Genomic DNA, 15,910 nt, shown 5'->3' on the forward strand with positions numbered 1-15,910 from the left:
GTGCCCCGGCGGGACGACGAATGGCCTAGGGCTGTTCCTGATCGTCGAGATCGGAGGCTTCGTCATCATCCGCCTCTTCGGCTGATTCGCCGCCAGAAAACTCCGGGCGGGGGTGGACATAGTGCTCGGCCACATCGATGACGGCGATATCCATCAAGAAGCGGCGGCCAAGAAGGATGGGGTAGCTCAGGTGCGTCCGGTCACTGAGCGTGAACTCTACCGGTTCACGCAGTGGGCCCAGCGTCATCAGCAGGCTGACGACCGGCCGGCTCTCCTCGCCGGAAGACTGGACGACGCGCACCTCACGCTCCACCGGCGCCTCGATCCATTCGTCCCTGACGCTCTCGACGACGACATCGTCGTCGCTGAGCCCCAACTTGAAGCGCACCCAGTCCTCGCCATCACGCTCGAAGGTCGTGACCTCCGTGGCGGACAGCGACGAGGTATTGGCCCCGGAATCGATGCGTGCCTTGAGATAGGTCCCCACATCCGGCAAGCCCACCCATTCGCTGCGACCGACAAGCTCCTTGTTGCCGAGACCAGCCGCTTCGGCACTGCACTCGCTGACGACCGTCTGCGTTTCACTATCGCCCTGGTCAAGCCGCGCCACATCCCCCCGCAAACCGCGCAGCAACCCGCCAACTTCACGAATATCGGCGCTCATGCGCCGATCTTGCCCGGCTCGCTCCGCCAGCATGTCCTGGGTCAGGCCACACTGACCGACGAGCTGAGCCTCAAGGCGATCGATCCCGGCCTCGAACTGGGCCGGAGACACCGGCGTAGGAGGAGGAGTCCGATCGACCGGAGCCAGGGCGCACCCACCCAGTAACATGGCGCCCACGATGGGCATCAGGGAAAACGGTCGAAAGGGCATCGCGCTTGCGTCCTTCTGTCGGCATGAATCAGAGTGTAGAGCCCGCTATCCACGGTGTCTGGAACGCCGGTGAAAATCGGTAAATTGACGCGATGATAAGGAGCGCGCCGCCTCCTGTCCATGCCGGAACTGGCGCAGCCAACGAGGTTTCAGCGTCTGAGAATGACCGAATCGGTGTCTCTCTTGCCGATTCACCGCACCCCACGGCTGTGCCGACGACCGGCATCACGTGATCCAGGCGATATGACCGTCGGCGAAGAAAAAGGTGCCATCACGCCAAAGGCTTAGCGCAAAAATCGCATAGATTCTGTCAGGCGGGGCATGAATCTGGGTTAAGCACCGGGCATGGTTCCTGGGGTGGCGCAAGGGCAGTGCCGGCTCTGGAGGTGGCTTTGCGACGAGCGCTGGTCGGCTCAGGACAACGTCGTGGGTGCGTCATCCGCGCGCCGCCCACGGCAAAGCATGTACGTGAGATACCCAGGGTTTGCCGTCCTGGAAAAAACCGTGTCCCTGGTAGATTAGCCCCGAGGACTGGGCAAGTCCCAGCGACCGATGGTCTGGGGCGCACCACAAGGCAAAAAGGCCTGGGAAGGTGACAGGCCGCCCCCGGTGGGTGTGGTGGTACCGGCGAGGGCGGCGCTGTGCGATGTTGGCTGCAGGTGTCCGGTCATCGTGGCGCTCTACTTACGCCATGACCGGGCAGTACTCACTGCATGACGAAGGTTACGAATCACGCCAACTTGCTGACAATGAGGGCCGCGTTCACGCCACCGAAACCAAAGCCATTGCACAGGGCGTGGCGTGTGCGATGCGCTCTGCCCGTGTCCGGCACAAAGTCCAGATCGTGCATCTCGTCGTCGGCACCGAGGAAGTTCAGGGTCGGTGGAAGACGGTCGTGGATAGCCGAAAGCCCCGCGAAAAGGCTCTCGACACCGCCGGCGGCGCCAAGCAGGTGGCCGGTGGCGGATTTCGTCGACGAGATCGGGATACCACCGAGGGCATCACCAAACACGCGCCGTAGCGACGCGATCTCGGCACGGTCCCCGACTGGCGTCGAGGTCGCGTGGGCATTGATGTAGTCGATATCATCGCCGCCGAGATTCGCCATGCGCAGCGCGGCCTGTATGGCATCGGCCGCCCCGGCGCCGTCTTCGGGCCCGGCGGTGATGTGATGAGCGTCGGCACTGGTGCCATAACCGCTCAGCACCGCCAGCGGTGTGGCGCCGCGGGCTTGGGCGTGCGCCAGAGTCTCGATGACCATGAGCCCGGCACCTTCGCCCATGACGAAGCCGCTACGCGACTTGTCGAACGGCCTCGAGGCGCGCTCGGGATGCTCCTGCTCGGTCGACAGAGCCTTCAGCGCATGGAAGCCTGCCAGCGACAACGGATCGACGCAGGCCTCGGCGCCACCCACGAGCGCGACCTCGGCCTCGCCACTGCGCAGCATCCTCATGCCGTCACCGATCGCCTGGATACCCGCCGCGCAGGCCGTGACAGGGCAGCCAAGGGGCCCGCGAAAGCCGTAGCGGATCGAAACGTTGCTGGCCGCCATGTTGGCCAGAAAGGCCGGCACGGTAAAGGGCGAAAGCCGGCGGTGCCCGCGTTCGGTCAGGGTGTTCTGCGCCTGGGTGATGGTCGGAAAGCCACCGATGCCGGAGGCGATGATCGTTGCCGTGGCACGTCGCTCGGCCTCGCCTTGGGGGAACCAGTCGGCCTGACTCAAGGCCTCGTGGGCGGCGGCCAGGGCGTAGAGGCTGAACAGGTCCAGCTTGCGGCGCTCCTTGGCATCGGCGACACGATCCGGGTCGAATCCGGCGTCGGGGTCCTGATCGATGTCAGGCACCAGGCCGGCGATCTTGATCGGCAAGTCGCCACTATCGAAGCGCGTGATCAGGCCAATGCCGGAACGCCCGGAGACCAGCCGTTCCCAGCTCGGGTTGACGCCGCATCCGAGGGGACTGATCATTCCCATGCCGGTGATGACGATAGGTGATTGCATGCTGTCTCCAGAAGGCTGACGATTGCCGCCACGCTAGCATCGCGCTAAATATGATCAAGATAATATTGTCTGCCGACGGCGAGGACGTCATGCCCTACTCAAGCGACCACAAGGCGAGTTCCCGGGAGCGGATCCTGACGTCCGCCATTGAGCTGTTCTGCCGCAACGGCTTCAATAAGGTCTCCATCGGCCAGATCATGAAGCTGGCGAAGCTCACCCATGGCGCCTTCTATTCGCACTTCGAGTCGAAGGAAGCGCTGTACAATGCCTCCGTCCATGAGACCCTGAAGGGCAGCCGTGCCGCGCGACTGGTCAAGGGGCCGCTGTCGATCAAGCACCTGACCGCGCTGGTCGCCAACTACTGGAACCTTCAGGAACTCGAACGCAAGAGCCAGCCGGGGCCGGAAACCGTACTGTTCAACGAGATCGGCAACGACAACCCCGAGATCAGGACGCTCTTCCAGGCGTCTTACCAGCGTATGCGCAAGATGCTGGAAACCCGCCTCATCGCCTTAAGCCGACTGAAGAAACTGCCGTTCGAGCCAGACCGCGACGCCATCGCCGAGAAGTCACGGGCGATTCTGGCATCACTGGTCGGCGCCGTGGCGATCGCCAAGAGCCTGCCGGACGAAGAGGAGAGGGCGTACATCCTTGAGGCGGCCCAGAAGCAGATTCTATTGATGCTGGGCGTGGATGAGCGCGAGATGGAAGGGCTGCTGGCCACCTAACGGTCCCGATCAGCCGAGGGCAGTCGGTCGACGACGCAACGAGCTTGCAGGCCATCCGCCAAGCATCAAACGAGACGCTTGCGCAACATCGTCCTGTCCCCGAGATACCCTTCAGGCGTTTCGAACCCCGCGGCCAGATAGAAGGGTAAGGCAGTCAAGCTTGGCTTCGGGTGGCATCGTTTGAGGCTACGCTCAAGGGAATGGACGCGAAGTGCCGTGCAACGAGACCGTGGTCCAGCAATTGACCAGTTTCCCATTGAATGCGCACGGCGTGACACGCAGCGCCCGACGGGTGCCTAGAGAATTCGTGGCGATTCAATCGTGGCATCGACGCGACACAGAGTCGTGCCCATTCGTGTGCCTGCGCTGGCCCGATGCTAACCATCGTCACGTCGTGACGATGGATTCGCGTAACGTGCCACCGATGGCAGCCATTTCATACGTGAACGACCGCCACCGATCGTCATGAATTTATTTATGTTGAAGCGCGGAGTCGCGACTCTGAATGAGGTTTGCATAAGCGGGTAGGTGGTTCGCGAGAATGCCTCCGAAGCCTTCGATGTCGTTGCGCCAATCGCGATGCAGTTCGCAACCCACCGCAAACCATCCCATCAATTGCGCACCAGCCTGTGACATGCGATCCCACGCAGCATCCCGAGTCGTTTGATTGAACGTGCCGGAGGCGTCGGTGACCACGAATACTTCATAGCCTTCTTCGAGAGCCGACAGCGCAGGGAAGGCCACGCATACCTCTGTCACTACGCCTGCGATGATAAGTTGTTTCTTACCGGTATCTTTTATGGCCTTGACGAAGTCGTCATTGTCCCACGCATTGACTTGTCCAGGCCTAGCGATATAGGGCGCATGCGGAAATTTCTCTTTCAACTCGGGCACCATCGGCCCGTTAGGACCATCCTCGAAGCTGGTGGTCAGGATGGTTGGGAGATCGAAGAATTCGCCTATATCCGCCAAGGCCATGACGCTGTTCTTGAACTCATCTTGGCTGAAGTCCCGCACCAGCGACAGTAGACCGGCTTGGTGGTCGATCATCAGCAGCGCCACATCATCTTTGTTCAATCGATTGTAAACAAAAGACATATTGGTTCTCCGTTTTCATCAGGTTGAGAAGCGTCCGGCAGATTGCCTGTCGGACAGGACCACCCACGACGCCGTTTCCCGCGAGTTGTTCTAAGCGCCGTACTTGTCCTATGGGAAATCAGTGACCACCTGGTGAACCTCCTCGAAACGTGTTCATCACGAAGGGGCCGTTGGCCTTCTATTGGCTCATTGCTGGGCTCACTGCCTGCCAGTAGCAGTCGGGCCTCGTGACTGGCTTCGAGGTGCCGTTCATGGCGATGTCATTCGAAGTTCGCTACGGACTCGTCACTGACGATAGTCCCGCTACTGACCAAGACTGCCTCATCCAGAGTCACTCACAGTGTGGTATGCCATTCCGGCACCGGCAACACGACGCCTCCTATCGGTGCTACCCGCACATCCCCGTGGTACTCCACGTGGATGCTTGGCCGGCTTGAGACCAGGGGTCCGCATGGCCCAGAACAGGAAAGGCCTGAGGCTCCCCGCCCGGTTCGTCGTGGAACAGAGACCGCACAAGGAAGTCGTTGCGAACCCTGTCCTCACGCGGTGTGACGACAACCGTCTGGATCACTTTCATCATCCGGGGCCTCGCACCGACAGGAGAGGCGTTTGGCGTCGATGTCATGCAGCCTATTTCAAGAACGGCAATTCCACTAGGTGGGCGATACGACACGGATCGTCCCAATAACAGGACAATGCGCGACGAGCGCGCGATGACCTCTGCTACGTCGTTGATGCGGTAAATCATGGAGGGAAGGTCAGGGCGTGCCGACCCGGCAGGACACTGGGCACTCCCAAGTCGCGACTAGGCCAACTCCCTTGGGGCTAAGCGTGGCGGGCGGGCTCTGATGCAAGAGACTCGTGCAGCAGACGGATGAAGGATGCCGATTCAGGGATTTCCTGTAAACCAATGGCCGTCACGGCGATCCCGGGGGTCCAGGAGTTCATCACTGCTGCGCCTGATAGCGTGGCAAGCCGCGCTAAACTGACATTCTCATGCGTCTGAGGAATACCTGCGCGTTCCAACTGCCGTTGAACGATGCCCATCATGGTCCCTTTCAGAATCTCGGCCCTTGGCCAGACCACCGTTTCACCATCCTGGAAGACAAGATTCCAGATAGTCGCCTCACTCAATCGTCCCTGCCGGTCCACGAACGCGGCATCGTCAAAGCCCCGGCGGATGGCTTGATGCAGATAGTAGGTCTTGGCAGACTCGCCGACATGCTTGATCTTGGCTAGCGGCCTCTCATAGTGTATTGCGTCCAGCCTGAGCGGGCCCTCTGGGCCATTGGATGGCGCCGCTGTTCGAACGAGAACCTCAGGATCTGCGTCCATGCTGTCAGCGGTAAACTCACCGCCGCGGGAAAAGACAGTGGCCGTCAATGACTGGTCTACCGGCCCCTCGCTGATAGCCATCTCGATATAGGATCGAACCTGTTCGTCGGGCAAGGCTCGACCGAAGAATTCCACCGAGGCTTCGCGAAGGCGAGTCAGATGCAGGTCCATTCCTTTGACCTTGCGGTTTCGAACCTGCATTGCCGTGAAGTGTGCAAACCCTGCAAAGGCGATTGGCGTCAGCTCTCGGGAGCTTACCGCTTGGCCATTGATCTGGACTGGATAGCGTCTGGGTACGCTGGACATGATTTTCTGCTCCTTGGTGAACGTGACTCACAGAGCCTGTACCTTAGACCCTGACAGTACTGTCAGGGTCAAGAGCAACTGAGTGAAGCGAGAGAAAAATATGAGAATAGGCGAGCTGGCGACCAGCACCGGCGTGAGCGTGCGGATGCTGCGCTACTATGAGGCCGAGGGATTGCTGAAGCCGAAACGAACGGAAAGTGGCTATCGCGATTATGAACCTGCAGAGATTCGTACCGTCGAGCGGATCAAATTGCTTGGCTCGGCGGGCATGACCCTGGCGACGATTCGGGCGTTCCTGCCGTGCGTGAGGGGAGATGATCCAGTGTTCGAGCCGTGTGACGAGTTGCGCAACGTTTTGCATGAACAGCTACGTCTGGCTGATCAGAAGATGGAGAAGCTGATGCAAAGCCGAGGCGTGTTGAAGAGTTTCCTGCAGGACGTGGAAGGTTGACGAAGGCAGCGCCGAGGCTCATGAGTGTCCTTCCCTGTATCGAATTTAACATAATATACATTATGCGAACCATCGGGCATGAGTCGCGGGGCCAACACTATCACCGACAGAAACCAGCGCCATGCGGCTGATGCACCAATCCGTGTTTGTCGGCGTGCTGGCCGGCATGGCTCTGTTCTGGGCGTGGCTCACGCCAATCCCCGTTTGGCTTTTTATGACTGGGAACGGGCGCGTTGGTAACCGTCCGCCAGTGGATTGGATACCCGAGGGCCTTCGGTGTCAGCATCATCGCCGGGGCATTGATTCCTATCTTCCAACCGGAGCGTCAACGGCGATCGCGATACCTGCGCCTTGATACCGGCTTGATATCGGCAACGTAGGAGTCATGCGACCGACAAAACCGCAGCCGCCGAATCAAAAGTCATGCGCGGCGTCCGAGCTCCCGGGCCCCTCTGGGTGAAACCTCTTCAGATGCACGCGCCTGGCGAAGCGAATGCTGGGCCGGATGAGCATCTCGACACTCCCGACCACGAACAGCCAGGTCCCCGCGTCGACCAGAGAGTCGAAGAAGAAAAAGACCGATCCGATCAAGAACCAGATGCCAATCAGCAGGTCGTTGACGATGCTGATGACTTCATAGCGTTGGCGGATCACGATCTCTTCGTGTCCGATGTGAATGACTTTCGCGTCGGTGGCGCCCGCGACGTCAGGTTGCGCTGAGTTCGACATGGACTCGTTCCTGTGGCTCGTTGGCAATAGGGATTCGAACGACACTAGCACGCGAGCGCGAGATTGGTTTCGTCTCGGCATGGCAACGCTGCAACTCACCGATCGCTACGCCACTCGAAGCCAAGGCTTGCCTTCGCCATACTGGAGCGCAGAATGCACCTTCAAGAGTCCCCATGATATCTGCCTCTGCCCTGCCCCATGGCGCCCAGCGCGCCCGCCAAGGCGCGACCCGTCTGATTTTCCTGATCGCGGGTGTCGGCCTTGCTTCCTGGGCACCGCTGGTGCCTTACGTGAAGGAGCGCTTCGCCTTGAACGAAGGCACCCTGGGGCTGTTGCTTCTGTGTCTGGGCGCCGGGTCGATTCTGGCGATGCCTGTCACCGGCCCATTGGTCGCTCGGTTCGGCTGCCGGCGCGTTATCGTCGTCGCGACGCTGCTGGCGGCGACCTGCCTGCCGCTATTGGCCGCAGCCACCCTGATGCCGGTGCTGGCCATCAGTCTGCTGTTGTTCGGTGGCGGCATCGGCTCTCTTGATGTGGCCATGAACCTGCAGGCCGTGACGGTAGAACGTGACAGCGGGCGCACCATGATGTCCGGCTTTCACGGGCTCTTCAGCCTCGGCTCGATTCTCGGTGCCGGTGTCGCGATCGCACTGCTCGCCGGCGGTCTCTCCCCGCTTATCACCGCGCTGGTGCTGGTGGCCACCCTGCTAGCGGCTCTCGCTGTCGCTTGCCCGGGATTGATAGCCGATGCCCAGGGGGCCGCCGCGGGGCCGGTGTTCGCCGTGCCCAGAGGGGTGGTGCTGGTCATGGGCCTTGTCTGTTTCGTCAGCTTTCTTACCGAAGGCGCCATGCTCGACTGGGCCGCCGTGTTGCTCGCAGAACATCGCGGCGTGCCGACCGCCTATGCCGGAGCGGCCTACGCAGTCTTCTGCCTGGCGATGACGCTAGGCCGTCTCCAGGGAGATCGTTGGATACAGCGGTTGGGCGCGGTACGCGTCGTGGCCTGCGGCGGCGTGTTAGCCGCCGGTGGGATCTTGCTGATGTGTCTCGTTCCGGCCTGGCCAGTCACCCTGTTCGGCTGCGGACTCGCCGGGCTAGGCTGTGCCAATATCGTTCCCGTGATGTTCTCCAGCGCCGGGCGTCAGACGCTGATGCCTGAAAGTGTCGCGGTCCCCGCCGTGGCCACCCTGGGTTATGCCGGCGTACTGGCAGGACCTGCCGTCATCGGGTTGATCGCCGGGTTGAGCAGTCTCGTGGGTGCCCTTCTGCTGCTGTCTGCCTTGTTGCTGATAGCCGCCGCGGCTAGCCGCTGGACAAGGTGACAGCGCCCGTTTTGTGCCTTGCATCGCTCGAGGCGTGATCCACCGTCTGGCGCCGAAGGCGGAGTACGCTGCACCTCATCGTCCGATCTGGAACTGCTGGTACGTCTCACGGGCACGTACCAGATGGCGACGCATGGCGTCATGCGCCGCCTGTGGGTCGCGTGCCAGTATCGCTTCCACGACCTCAAGGTGTTCCTGTTCCACGCGGCTCAAGTAGCTATTCGACGATGCCGTGTTGACCTCGCTACTGACCAGCTTGGCACGGGGGATTGCGCTGGTATTGAGTTGCTCGAACAGCACGCTGAAAAAGGGATTGTGTGTTGCGACAGCGATCGCTCGGTGAAAGGCAAAGTCTTCATTGCGTGCCAGGGTCCTTTGCTCCCGGGCCACGACGAAGGCGGCATGACACTGCTCGATGTCGCGCCGATCATCCTCGGTATGGCGCGTGGCCGCCAGCGCCGCCGCCGCTGGCTCCAGGTTGAGGCGTAGCTCGAGGACGTGAAGAATATCCTCCACCGTGGTCGGTCGAATGCGTTTGGCGGGCATCGCTTCCGCGGGGGTCGAGCGCAGCACCGTCGTGCCGACGCCACGCCGAGCCTCGACCAGGCCGAGGGATTTCAAGTGCGCCACTGCTTCACGAATGACGGTACGGCTGACACCGAAAGACTCGCAGAGTCCACTTTCCGTCGGCAACCGCTCGCCGACATGAATCGACCCGTCGGTAATCAACCGCTCAAGCTGGTCGGCAACGTTCAGCGACAGGCTGCCCTCTCGGGACAGCTTCTGAACATTGAGCGGCGGCGCCTCCCTTCGGGGTTCGGGCTTGGCTACCATAACGATTCCTCTTCGATGCGCGCGTCCATTCGCGCGAATGCATACGTGGCTTGGCGCAAGTTTAACAGGCCGTTCTGGTACGGTCGCCTAGCCATTACTCGTCGTCAGGGTGCCCCTGGGCCACGAACTTTCCTCCCTGGTGGACGACCGCAGGGTCATCGGGGTCAAGGCGCCCGTCCTTCGCCTCGGTTTCTGAGCGCCAGGGCTCGGAGCTGTCTTTGGGTACCCAGCCAAGAAACGACGCGCGGTGGTTGTCCCACCACTGCTCGCTGTTGTTCGAGGCTCCGTAGACAACGGTGTAGCCGAGCTTCGGGGTGATGAACGCGCGCTCGAGCAAGGCAACAAAGTCCTCGATGCTCATCCATGTTGCCATCATTCGCGTATCGGCGGGTTTCGGGAAACACGAACCGATGCGCACCGACAACGTTTCGAGGCCGAACTTGTCGTGGTAGAGGCTCGCCAGGTCTTCACCGAAGCACTTGGACAGGCCATACAGCGAGTCCGGCCGCCGAACGACGCTGCTGTCCAGCCGCTCGGTACGCGGATAGAAGCCGATGGTGTGATTGGAGCTGGCGAACACGATGCGTGGTTTGCCCAGCCGCCTGGCCGCTTCGTAAATGTTGTAGGCCCCGACAATGTTGGCCGGCAGGATCAGGTCCCAGGATTTTTCCACCGATACCCCACCGAGGTGGACGATGCCATCACAGCCATCGACCAGGGCCGATACCGCTTCGGCGTCGGAAAGCTCACAGGTAACGAAGGTTTCGTGTTCGGCCAGATCGGTGATATCGGTGATATCGGACAACACCACGGTCCGCGCGAGGCGCTTGAGGTGCGGACGAAGCGCCTGTCCGAGTCCGCCGGCGGCGCCGGTGACGAGCATTCTATCGAGCATCATGATTCTCCTTGCTGGATGTTTATATTAGTAAAAACTTTCATATTGAGCGTGACATCGCGGCGAAGGATGTCAACGAAGCTCCCGCAGCGCGTCGCCCTCTCTCCGCCGGTGCGGGACCCTGCTTGGCGATCGCGAGGTTAGAAGCCGTACAGTGTCGCCGGGTTGTCGACCAGAATCTTCTGACGTTGAGCGTCGGTGGCCCAGTCCAACAAGACGTCCAGCTGTTCGGGGTCATCCGGGTACTGGGCTCGGGGCACACCGACATGGGGCCAATTGCTGCCCCATAGAATCCGTTCGGGCGCATGGGCGATGACACGCTTGGCGACGGCGCCGACATCGGCGTACTCAGGCGCGCCGGTCTGGCTCGACTCGTATCCCGCACAGACCTTGAACCAGGCGTTGCCGTTATCGAGCAGGCGCACAATGGCATCGACCCGTGCATCGTCAGGCGCCACTGGGGGCATGAACTTGCCGAGGTGGTCGATGATGAAGTCGCCTTCCAGGCGCTTGAGGCTGTCGAGATGATCGTCGAGCTCGCGGCCATTGAACTGAACCATCAGATGCCATCCGAGGGGGCGCGTCAGCGGTTCGATTTCGTGCATGCGAGCGACGGGCACGGCACCGCCGCCGAGGTTCATGATACGTGCGCCACGAACGCCCTTGGCATGCCAGGCCTCGAGGGTTCTGGCGTCGCTATCCGGTGTCACGACCGCGACGCCACGTGCGGCAGCGTCATCCATCTGGTCGAGCGCCGCGAGCAGCGCCGCGTTGTCGAACTGATAGGCGTTGGATTGGGTGACCACCACTCGCTCCAGGCCCATCCAACGCTGATAGCGCTTGAGGTCCTCGACGGTAGCAAGCTCGGCGATGCCCGGCCCACCCGGTTGAGCCTCGTACTCGGGCAGATACAGGTGGACGTGACAGTCGGTGGCGCCGGCCGGCGCCTTGAGTCTTGGGCTGGGGCCATCCAGAGGCCGAGTATTGGCTGGGATTACGCTCACGCTTGTTGCTCCTTGAGGGCATAGTCGGCCAGTGCCTGGCGGTCGATGTCGATGCCAAGCCCCGGGCCATCGGGAATCCGGACCACACCGTTGACGTGTTCAAGGGGGGTGGTGACCACCGCCTGACGGAAGGGGTTGCGGGTGCGGTCGAATTCCATGATCGGCTCGATCGGTTCGCGCCGCGGTGGATTGGGCGCCAAGGACGCCATGAACTGAAGGCTCGCGGCGATACACACCGCGGTGCCCCACACGTGCGGCACCAGCCGAACACCGTGGATGGCCGCCAGGTCAGCTACCTTGCGGATTTCGGTAAATCCTCCGACCGCACAGATGTCTGGCTGGCAGATGTCGATGGCCCGCGTTTGTAACGGCTCGAGCATGGCGTAGCGGCCATGCCAGTTTTCGCCACTGGCCACCGGCAGTGGCTGCCCCTCACGCACGGCGCGGTAGGTGCCAATCTGCTCGGGCAGCACAGGCTCCTCGAACCAGTCGATGCCGAACGCCGCCGCGCGCCGGCCAACTTCCAGGGCTTCGAGGAGATCGTAGCCATGGTTGGCATCGATCATCAGGCGGCGATCCGGACCGATCGACTCCCGCACGGCGGCGATTACCCGCAGGTCCTCTTCGACGTCGAAGCCGATCTTGATCTTGACGCCGTGGAAACCCTCCTTGGCGTATCCGCTGACCTCCTCGGCCACGTCTTGAACCCTGTCGACCCCGTCACGGCGAAACGATCCCGTGGCATAGGCACGCACGCTGTCGCGGTAGCGTGCGCCAAGGAGTTCGCAGATCGGTGCGCCGTAGTGCTTGCCCTTGATGTCCCACAGCGCGATATCGATACCGCTCAAGGCGGTGACGCTGAGGCCGCGCTGGCCCTGATCACGCAGGCGATTGTAGAGCGTAAGCCAGAGTTTCTCATTGGCCAGTGGATCGGTGCCGATCATGCCAGTGGCGTAGGTCTTGACCACGGCAGCGTTGGCCTGAGCCGGCCCGAGGCACTCGCCCCAGCCGACGGTGCCATCGTCGCAGGTGATCTCGACCAGGCAATGCTGGCGCCTCTCGAATCGCATCGACGCACTCTCGAAGGCGGTATCCAGACCATAGTCGAGCAGATGTGTCTTGACGCTTGCAATTTTCATCACGCCTCCCCGTGGCACGTGTCGTTGAGCTCACTAGAGTGAACCCGCATCATTCGATCAGCCCCGGCAGCGTCATGGACAGAGCCGGGACATAGGTCACCAGCATCAAGGCCGCGAACAGCGCCAGGTAGAACGGCCACATGGTGCGTACCGCCTCCTCGATCTTGATCTTGCCGATGACGCTACCGACGAACAGGCAAGCACCCACTGGCGGCGTGCATAGGCCAAGCCCCAGATTGATCATCATGATGATGCCGAACTGGATCGGATCCATGCCGAACTGGGTCGCCACCGGCAGGAAGATCGGGGTGCAGATCAGTATCAGCGCCGCCATGTCCATGATCATGCCGAGAGCCAGCAGGATCAGGTTGAGCATCAGCAGGATCATGTAAGGGTTGTCGGTGATACCGATCAGCGCATCGGTCAGCAGCTGCGGAACGCTGTACAAGGCCAACAGATAGGAAAAGGCCGAGGCGCAACCGACCAGGATCATGACCAGCGCCGTGGTGCGAACCGCCTGGTAGACCGCCAGCTTGAACGACTCCCAGCGCAACTCGCGGTACACCAGGCCGGTGACCACGATGGCATAGATGGCGCCGAAGGCACCCGATTCGGTGACGGTGAGCACACCGGACAGCACCCCACCGACGATGATCACGGCCGTCATCAAGCCCGGCAAGGCGACGGCGAAGCTCACCGCCAGTGCCTTCCAGCCCGGAAACGGCTCACCCGCATAACCGCGCTTCACGGCGACGACGTAGGCCGCCAGCGCGAGCAGACCACACATCAGAATGCCCGGCAGGATGCCCGCCATGAACAGCTTGGTGATCGAAATTCCGCCACCGGCTGCCACCGCGTACAGGATCATGTTATGGCTGGGCGGGATGACCACGCCGGCGATCGAGGAGGTGACCGTGACATTGACCGAATAGTCGGCGTCATAGCCCTTCTCGCGCATCACCGGAATAAGGATGGAGCCTAGCGCCGAGGTATCGGCAACGGCAGAGCCGGATATCCCCCCAAACAGCATCGAAGAGCTGACGTTCACCATGCCAAGGCCCCCGCGTACTCGACCGACCGCCGCCGACGCGAGGCGCACCAAGCGCTGGGAGATACCGCCGTGAAGCATCAGTTCGCCGGCGAAGATAAAGAACGGAATGGCCAGCAAAGAGAAGACCGAGATTCCCGACAGGATACGCTGGAAGGCCACGAACATCGGTAGCCCTTCATACAGAAAGGCACTGACCGCAGCCAACCCGACGGCGAATGCCACCGGCGCGCCCACGATCAAGCCGAGGAAAAACACACCGAAAAGAATCGTCAAGCCCATGATCAGCCCTCCCCTTTGGGGCGTGGCGCCAGACGACGCACAATATTGACCAGTGAAAACAGCACCATCAGCAGACCACAGATAACCAAGGGCGCGGCGCGCCAGCTTTCCGACAGTCCGATCATCGGAATCGGACGCTCCAGGTTGTCCAGTACCAGCAGACCGCCCTGCCAGGCCATGAACACGCCGAAGCAGGTGACAAAGAGATCTGCGACATGGCACATCGCCTTGCGCCATGCACTCGGCATGCGCTCGCGAACCATGTCGATACTCAGATGGGTGTTGTTGCGAACTCCTGCGGCGGCGCCGAGACAGGTGATGTAGACCACGCACAGCAGCGCCGACTGCTCGACCCAGGTGGGCGTGTTGTTGAGGATATAGCGGCCGAATACCAGCCAGCCAAAGGTGGCAATCAACCAGACCAACAAGACACCGGCAACCATGATGCAAAGATGGGCGATGCCATCGAGCCAGGTGTCGAGGCGACCGCGGTCGCCTTGTGCCTCGGCGTCGGCATCCACCACGTCAGAAGGGTGAGTCACGTCTTGCAACCTCCCGGTTGGGCCCCGGTCTCAGCGACCGGGGCGAGTCAACGAACTGGCTGATCACTCCGCCTGAGCGGCTTTGATATCGTCGATCAGCGGGGCAAGGTCGGGGTGGGCGGCGGTAAAGTCGTCATAGATCGGCTGCATGGCGGCCTGGAAGGCGCCCTTGTCGGCCACATCATTGATTTCACTGCCGGCTTCAAGCACCTTCTCTCGGCTGGCCTCGGAGCGCTCGGCCCACAGCTGGCGCTGTTCCTTCGCAGCGTTCTGCGCCGCCTGGCGCACGATCTCCTGATCTTCCGACGACAGCTCATCCCAACTGGCCTTGGCGACACACAGGCACTCCGGCAACACCAGATGGTCGGTGTTGGAGTAGTACCCCGCCACTTCGTAGTGGCCACTGGATTCGTACGACGGGTAGTTGTTCTCGGCACCGTCGATAACACCGGTCTTCAGCGACTGATAGACCTCGCTGTACGCCATCGGTGTGGCGTTGCCGCCAAGGGCATCGATCATTTCCACGTAGAGGTCGTTGTTCATCACCCGAACTTTCAGGCCCTGGACATCCTCCGGCGTCTCGACGGCATGCTTGGTGTTGTAGAGGCTTCTGGCGCCGGAGCCGAACCAGGACAGCGCGACCAAGCCTTTTTCTTCAAGAGCATCGGCAAAACGTTGCCCGATCTCGCCATCCATCAGCCGATACATGTCGTCTTCACTGCTGAACACGAACGGCAGTGACAGCACATTGGTCGCCGGTACGATCGGTCCCATCGGCCCCATGTTGAAATTGGCAAAATCCAGGGCGCCGTTGCGGGTCTGTTCGATGGCATCGGGCTGATCGCCGAGCACCGCGTTGTGATAGACCTTCGGCTCAACGCGACCCTCGGTGTTCGCGGTGACCTCCTCGGCGAAGCTCTCCAGCGCGATGCTGTTGGGGTACTCGGGCGGATGGATGTTCCAGCCCCTCCACTGATCGGCCATCGCCGACATCGAGGCAAGGCTTAGCGCCGTGGCCAGGGCAGTAAACGACAGAGTGCGGGGCAGTGAAGTGGAGAGCGGGTGTGTCATGTTCGACCTCTTGGCGTTGTTGTGTCAGTTGTGTCAATTGGGTCACAAATGCTTGAGCGCCCTAGTACGAGTACGTCGATGCCGGCACGCCACGCTGCAACGGACGGAAAACCGTAGCCTGCCTTATATGACGTACTATGTATGACAAAGTAGGAAGTCGCCGCCGTACACTCAAGAGAAAAATGCAGTTTTACGCCTAAAGTCGATAGCTTTACGCAGTTTCAACGCAGCTAAGGGGAGCCACTGGAGAAAG

Annotated in this window: 15 protein-coding genes; 3 read left to right on the top strand and 12 right to left on the bottom strand. The window is 61.3% G+C overall.

Annotation, left to right across the window (positions count from 1 at the left end; all coding sequences use genetic code 11):
- Positions 1-25: 25 nt before the first annotated feature.
- The gene (locus tag ACUN9Y_RS13605) at positions 26-874 is read right to left on the bottom strand and encodes an ATP-dependent zinc protease family protein (protein ID WP_445461255.1); all 849 of its coding nucleotides are present in this window, start codon (positions 872-874) and stop codon (positions 26-28) included.
- 730 nt (positions 875-1,604) lie between these two features.
- On the bottom strand, positions 1,605-2,873 hold the full coding sequence (gene fabF, locus ACUN9Y_RS13610) for a beta-ketoacyl-ACP synthase II (protein ID WP_445461256.1): 1,269 nt from the start codon (positions 2,871-2,873) through the stop codon (positions 1,605-1,607).
- Positions 2,874-2,962: 89 nt separating this feature from the next.
- Here fabF and ACUN9Y_RS13615 point away from each other — a divergent pair, with 89 nt between their 5' ends.
- Positions 2,963-3,601, top strand: coding sequence for a TetR/AcrR family transcriptional regulator (locus ACUN9Y_RS13615; RefSeq protein WP_445461257.1), 639 nt, complete (start codon positions 2,963-2,965; stop codon positions 3,599-3,601).
- Positions 3,602-4,072: 471 nt separating this feature from the next.
- Here the strand turns inward: ACUN9Y_RS13615 and ycaC are convergent, their stop codons facing one another.
- Together ycaC and ACUN9Y_RS13625 are read right to left on the bottom strand one after the other, a co-directional pair.
- A complete protein-coding gene (gene ycaC, locus ACUN9Y_RS13620; RefSeq protein WP_445461258.1) occupies positions 4,073-4,699 on the bottom strand; it encodes an isochorismate family cysteine hydrolase YcaC in 627 nt (208 codons plus the stop codon).
- Between the two features lie 825 nt (positions 4,700-5,524).
- On the bottom strand, positions 5,525-6,340 hold the full coding sequence (locus ACUN9Y_RS13625) for an aminotransferase class IV family protein (RefSeq protein ID WP_445461259.1): 816 nt from the start codon (positions 6,338-6,340) through the stop codon (positions 5,525-5,527).
- 82 nt (positions 6,341-6,422) lie between these two features.
- Between ACUN9Y_RS13625 and ACUN9Y_RS13630 the strand changes: the two genes are divergently transcribed.
- On the top strand, positions 6,423-6,791 hold the full coding sequence (locus ACUN9Y_RS13630; RefSeq protein ID WP_445461260.1) for a MerR family transcriptional regulator: 369 nt from the start codon (positions 6,423-6,425) through the stop codon (positions 6,789-6,791).
- Between the two features lie 414 nt (positions 6,792-7,205).
- On the opposite strand, the gene ACUN9Y_RS13635 is transcribed toward ACUN9Y_RS13630, so the two are convergent.
- Positions 7,206-7,520 carry a YrhK family protein gene (locus tag ACUN9Y_RS13635; protein ID WP_445461261.1) on the bottom strand — a complete coding sequence of 105 codons (315 nt, stop codon included), beginning with the start codon at positions 7,518-7,520 and terminating at the stop codon, positions 7,206-7,208.
- 173 nt (positions 7,521-7,693) lie between these two features.
- On the opposite strand from ACUN9Y_RS13635, the gene ACUN9Y_RS13640 reads away from it, so the two are divergent.
- The gene (locus tag ACUN9Y_RS13640; RefSeq protein ID WP_445461262.1) at positions 7,694-8,842 is read left to right on the top strand and encodes an MFS transporter; all 1,149 of its coding nucleotides are present in this window, start codon (positions 7,694-7,696) and stop codon (positions 8,840-8,842) included.
- Between the two features lie 75 nt (positions 8,843-8,917).
- On the opposite strand, the gene ACUN9Y_RS13645 is transcribed toward ACUN9Y_RS13640, so the two are convergent.
- The 7 genes from ACUN9Y_RS13645 to ACUN9Y_RS13675 all read right to left on the bottom strand — a co-directional run bounded on the left by ACUN9Y_RS13645 (position 8,918) and on the right by ACUN9Y_RS13675 (position 15,657).
- Positions 8,918-9,676 carry a FadR/GntR family transcriptional regulator gene (locus ACUN9Y_RS13645; protein ID WP_445461263.1) on the bottom strand — a complete coding sequence of 253 codons (759 nt, stop codon included), beginning with the start codon at positions 9,674-9,676 and terminating at the stop codon, positions 8,918-8,920.
- Positions 9,677-9,770: 94 nt separating this feature from the next.
- Positions 9,771-10,571, bottom strand: a complete 801-nt coding sequence (locus ACUN9Y_RS13650; RefSeq protein ID WP_445461405.1) for an NAD-dependent epimerase/dehydratase family protein — start codon at positions 10,569-10,571, stop codon at positions 9,771-9,773.
- Positions 10,572-10,711: 140 nt separating this feature from the next.
- On the bottom strand, positions 10,712-11,575 hold the full coding sequence (locus tag ACUN9Y_RS13655) for an amidohydrolase family protein (protein ID WP_445461264.1): 864 nt from the start codon (positions 11,573-11,575) through the stop codon (positions 10,712-10,714).
- On the bottom strand, positions 11,572-12,714 hold the full coding sequence (locus ACUN9Y_RS13660) for a mandelate racemase/muconate lactonizing enzyme family protein (RefSeq protein ID WP_445461265.1): 1,143 nt from the start codon (positions 12,712-12,714) through the stop codon (positions 11,572-11,574). The genes ACUN9Y_RS13655 and ACUN9Y_RS13660 overlap by 4 nt, the downstream gene beginning before the upstream one ends.
- A gap of 49 nt (positions 12,715-12,763) precedes the next feature.
- Positions 12,764-14,044: a TRAP transporter large permease gene (locus ACUN9Y_RS13665; RefSeq protein ID WP_445461266.1), complete on the bottom strand. Its 1,281-nt coding sequence runs from the start codon at positions 14,042-14,044 to the stop codon at positions 12,764-12,766.
- 2 nt (positions 14,045-14,046) lie between these two features.
- The gene (locus tag ACUN9Y_RS13670; RefSeq protein ID WP_445461267.1) at positions 14,047-14,586 is read right to left on the bottom strand and encodes a TRAP transporter small permease; all 540 of its coding nucleotides are present in this window, start codon (positions 14,584-14,586) and stop codon (positions 14,047-14,049) included.
- A gap of 63 nt (positions 14,587-14,649) precedes the next feature.
- Positions 14,650-15,657, bottom strand: a complete 1,008-nt coding sequence (locus tag ACUN9Y_RS13675) for a TRAP transporter substrate-binding protein (protein ID WP_445461268.1) — start codon at positions 15,655-15,657, stop codon at positions 14,650-14,652.
- Positions 15,658-15,910 lie beyond the last annotated feature (253 nt).

This window comes from Halomonas sp. V046, from assembly GCF_052645355.1.

Coding starts and splice junctions, on each gene's coding strand:
- ACUN9Y_RS13635 (WP_445461261.1), bottom strand. CDS start 7,520: ATGTCGAACTCAGCGCAACCTGACGTCGCGGGCGCCACCGACGCGAAA.
- ACUN9Y_RS13640 (WP_445461262.1), top strand. CDS start 7,694: ATGATATCTGCCTCTGCCCTGCCCCATGGCGCCCAGCGCGCCCGCCAA.
- ACUN9Y_RS13650 (WP_445461405.1), bottom strand. CDS start 10,571: ATGCTCGATAGAATGCTCGTCACCGGCGCCGCCGGCGGACTCGGACAG.
- ACUN9Y_RS13605 (WP_445461255.1), bottom strand. CDS start 874: ATGCCCTTTCGACCGTTTTCCCTGATGCCCATCGTGGGCGCCATGTTA.
- ycaC (WP_445461258.1), bottom strand. CDS start 4,699: ATGTCTTTTGTTTACAATCGATTGAACAAAGATGATGTGGCGCTGCTG.
- ACUN9Y_RS13675 (WP_445461268.1), bottom strand. CDS start 15,657: ATGACACACCCGCTCTCCACTTCACTGCCCCGCACTCTGTCGTTTACT.
- ACUN9Y_RS13645 (WP_445461263.1), bottom strand. CDS start 9,676: ATGGTAGCCAAGCCCGAACCCCGAAGGGAGGCGCCGCCGCTCAATGTT.
- ACUN9Y_RS13660 (WP_445461265.1), bottom strand. CDS start 12,714: ATGAAAATTGCAAGCGTCAAGACACATCTGCTCGACTATGGTCTGGAT.
- fabF (WP_445461256.1), bottom strand. CDS start 2,873: ATGCAATCACCTATCGTCATCACCGGCATGGGAATGATCAGTCCCCTC.
- ACUN9Y_RS13625 (WP_445461259.1), bottom strand. CDS start 6,340: ATGTCCAGCGTACCCAGACGCTATCCAGTCCAGATCAATGGCCAAGCG.
- ACUN9Y_RS13615 (WP_445461257.1), top strand. CDS start 2,963: ATGCCCTACTCAAGCGACCACAAGGCGAGTTCCCGGGAGCGGATCCTG.
- ACUN9Y_RS13665 (WP_445461266.1), bottom strand. CDS start 14,044: ATGGGCTTGACGATTCTTTTCGGTGTGTTTTTCCTCGGCTTGATCGTG.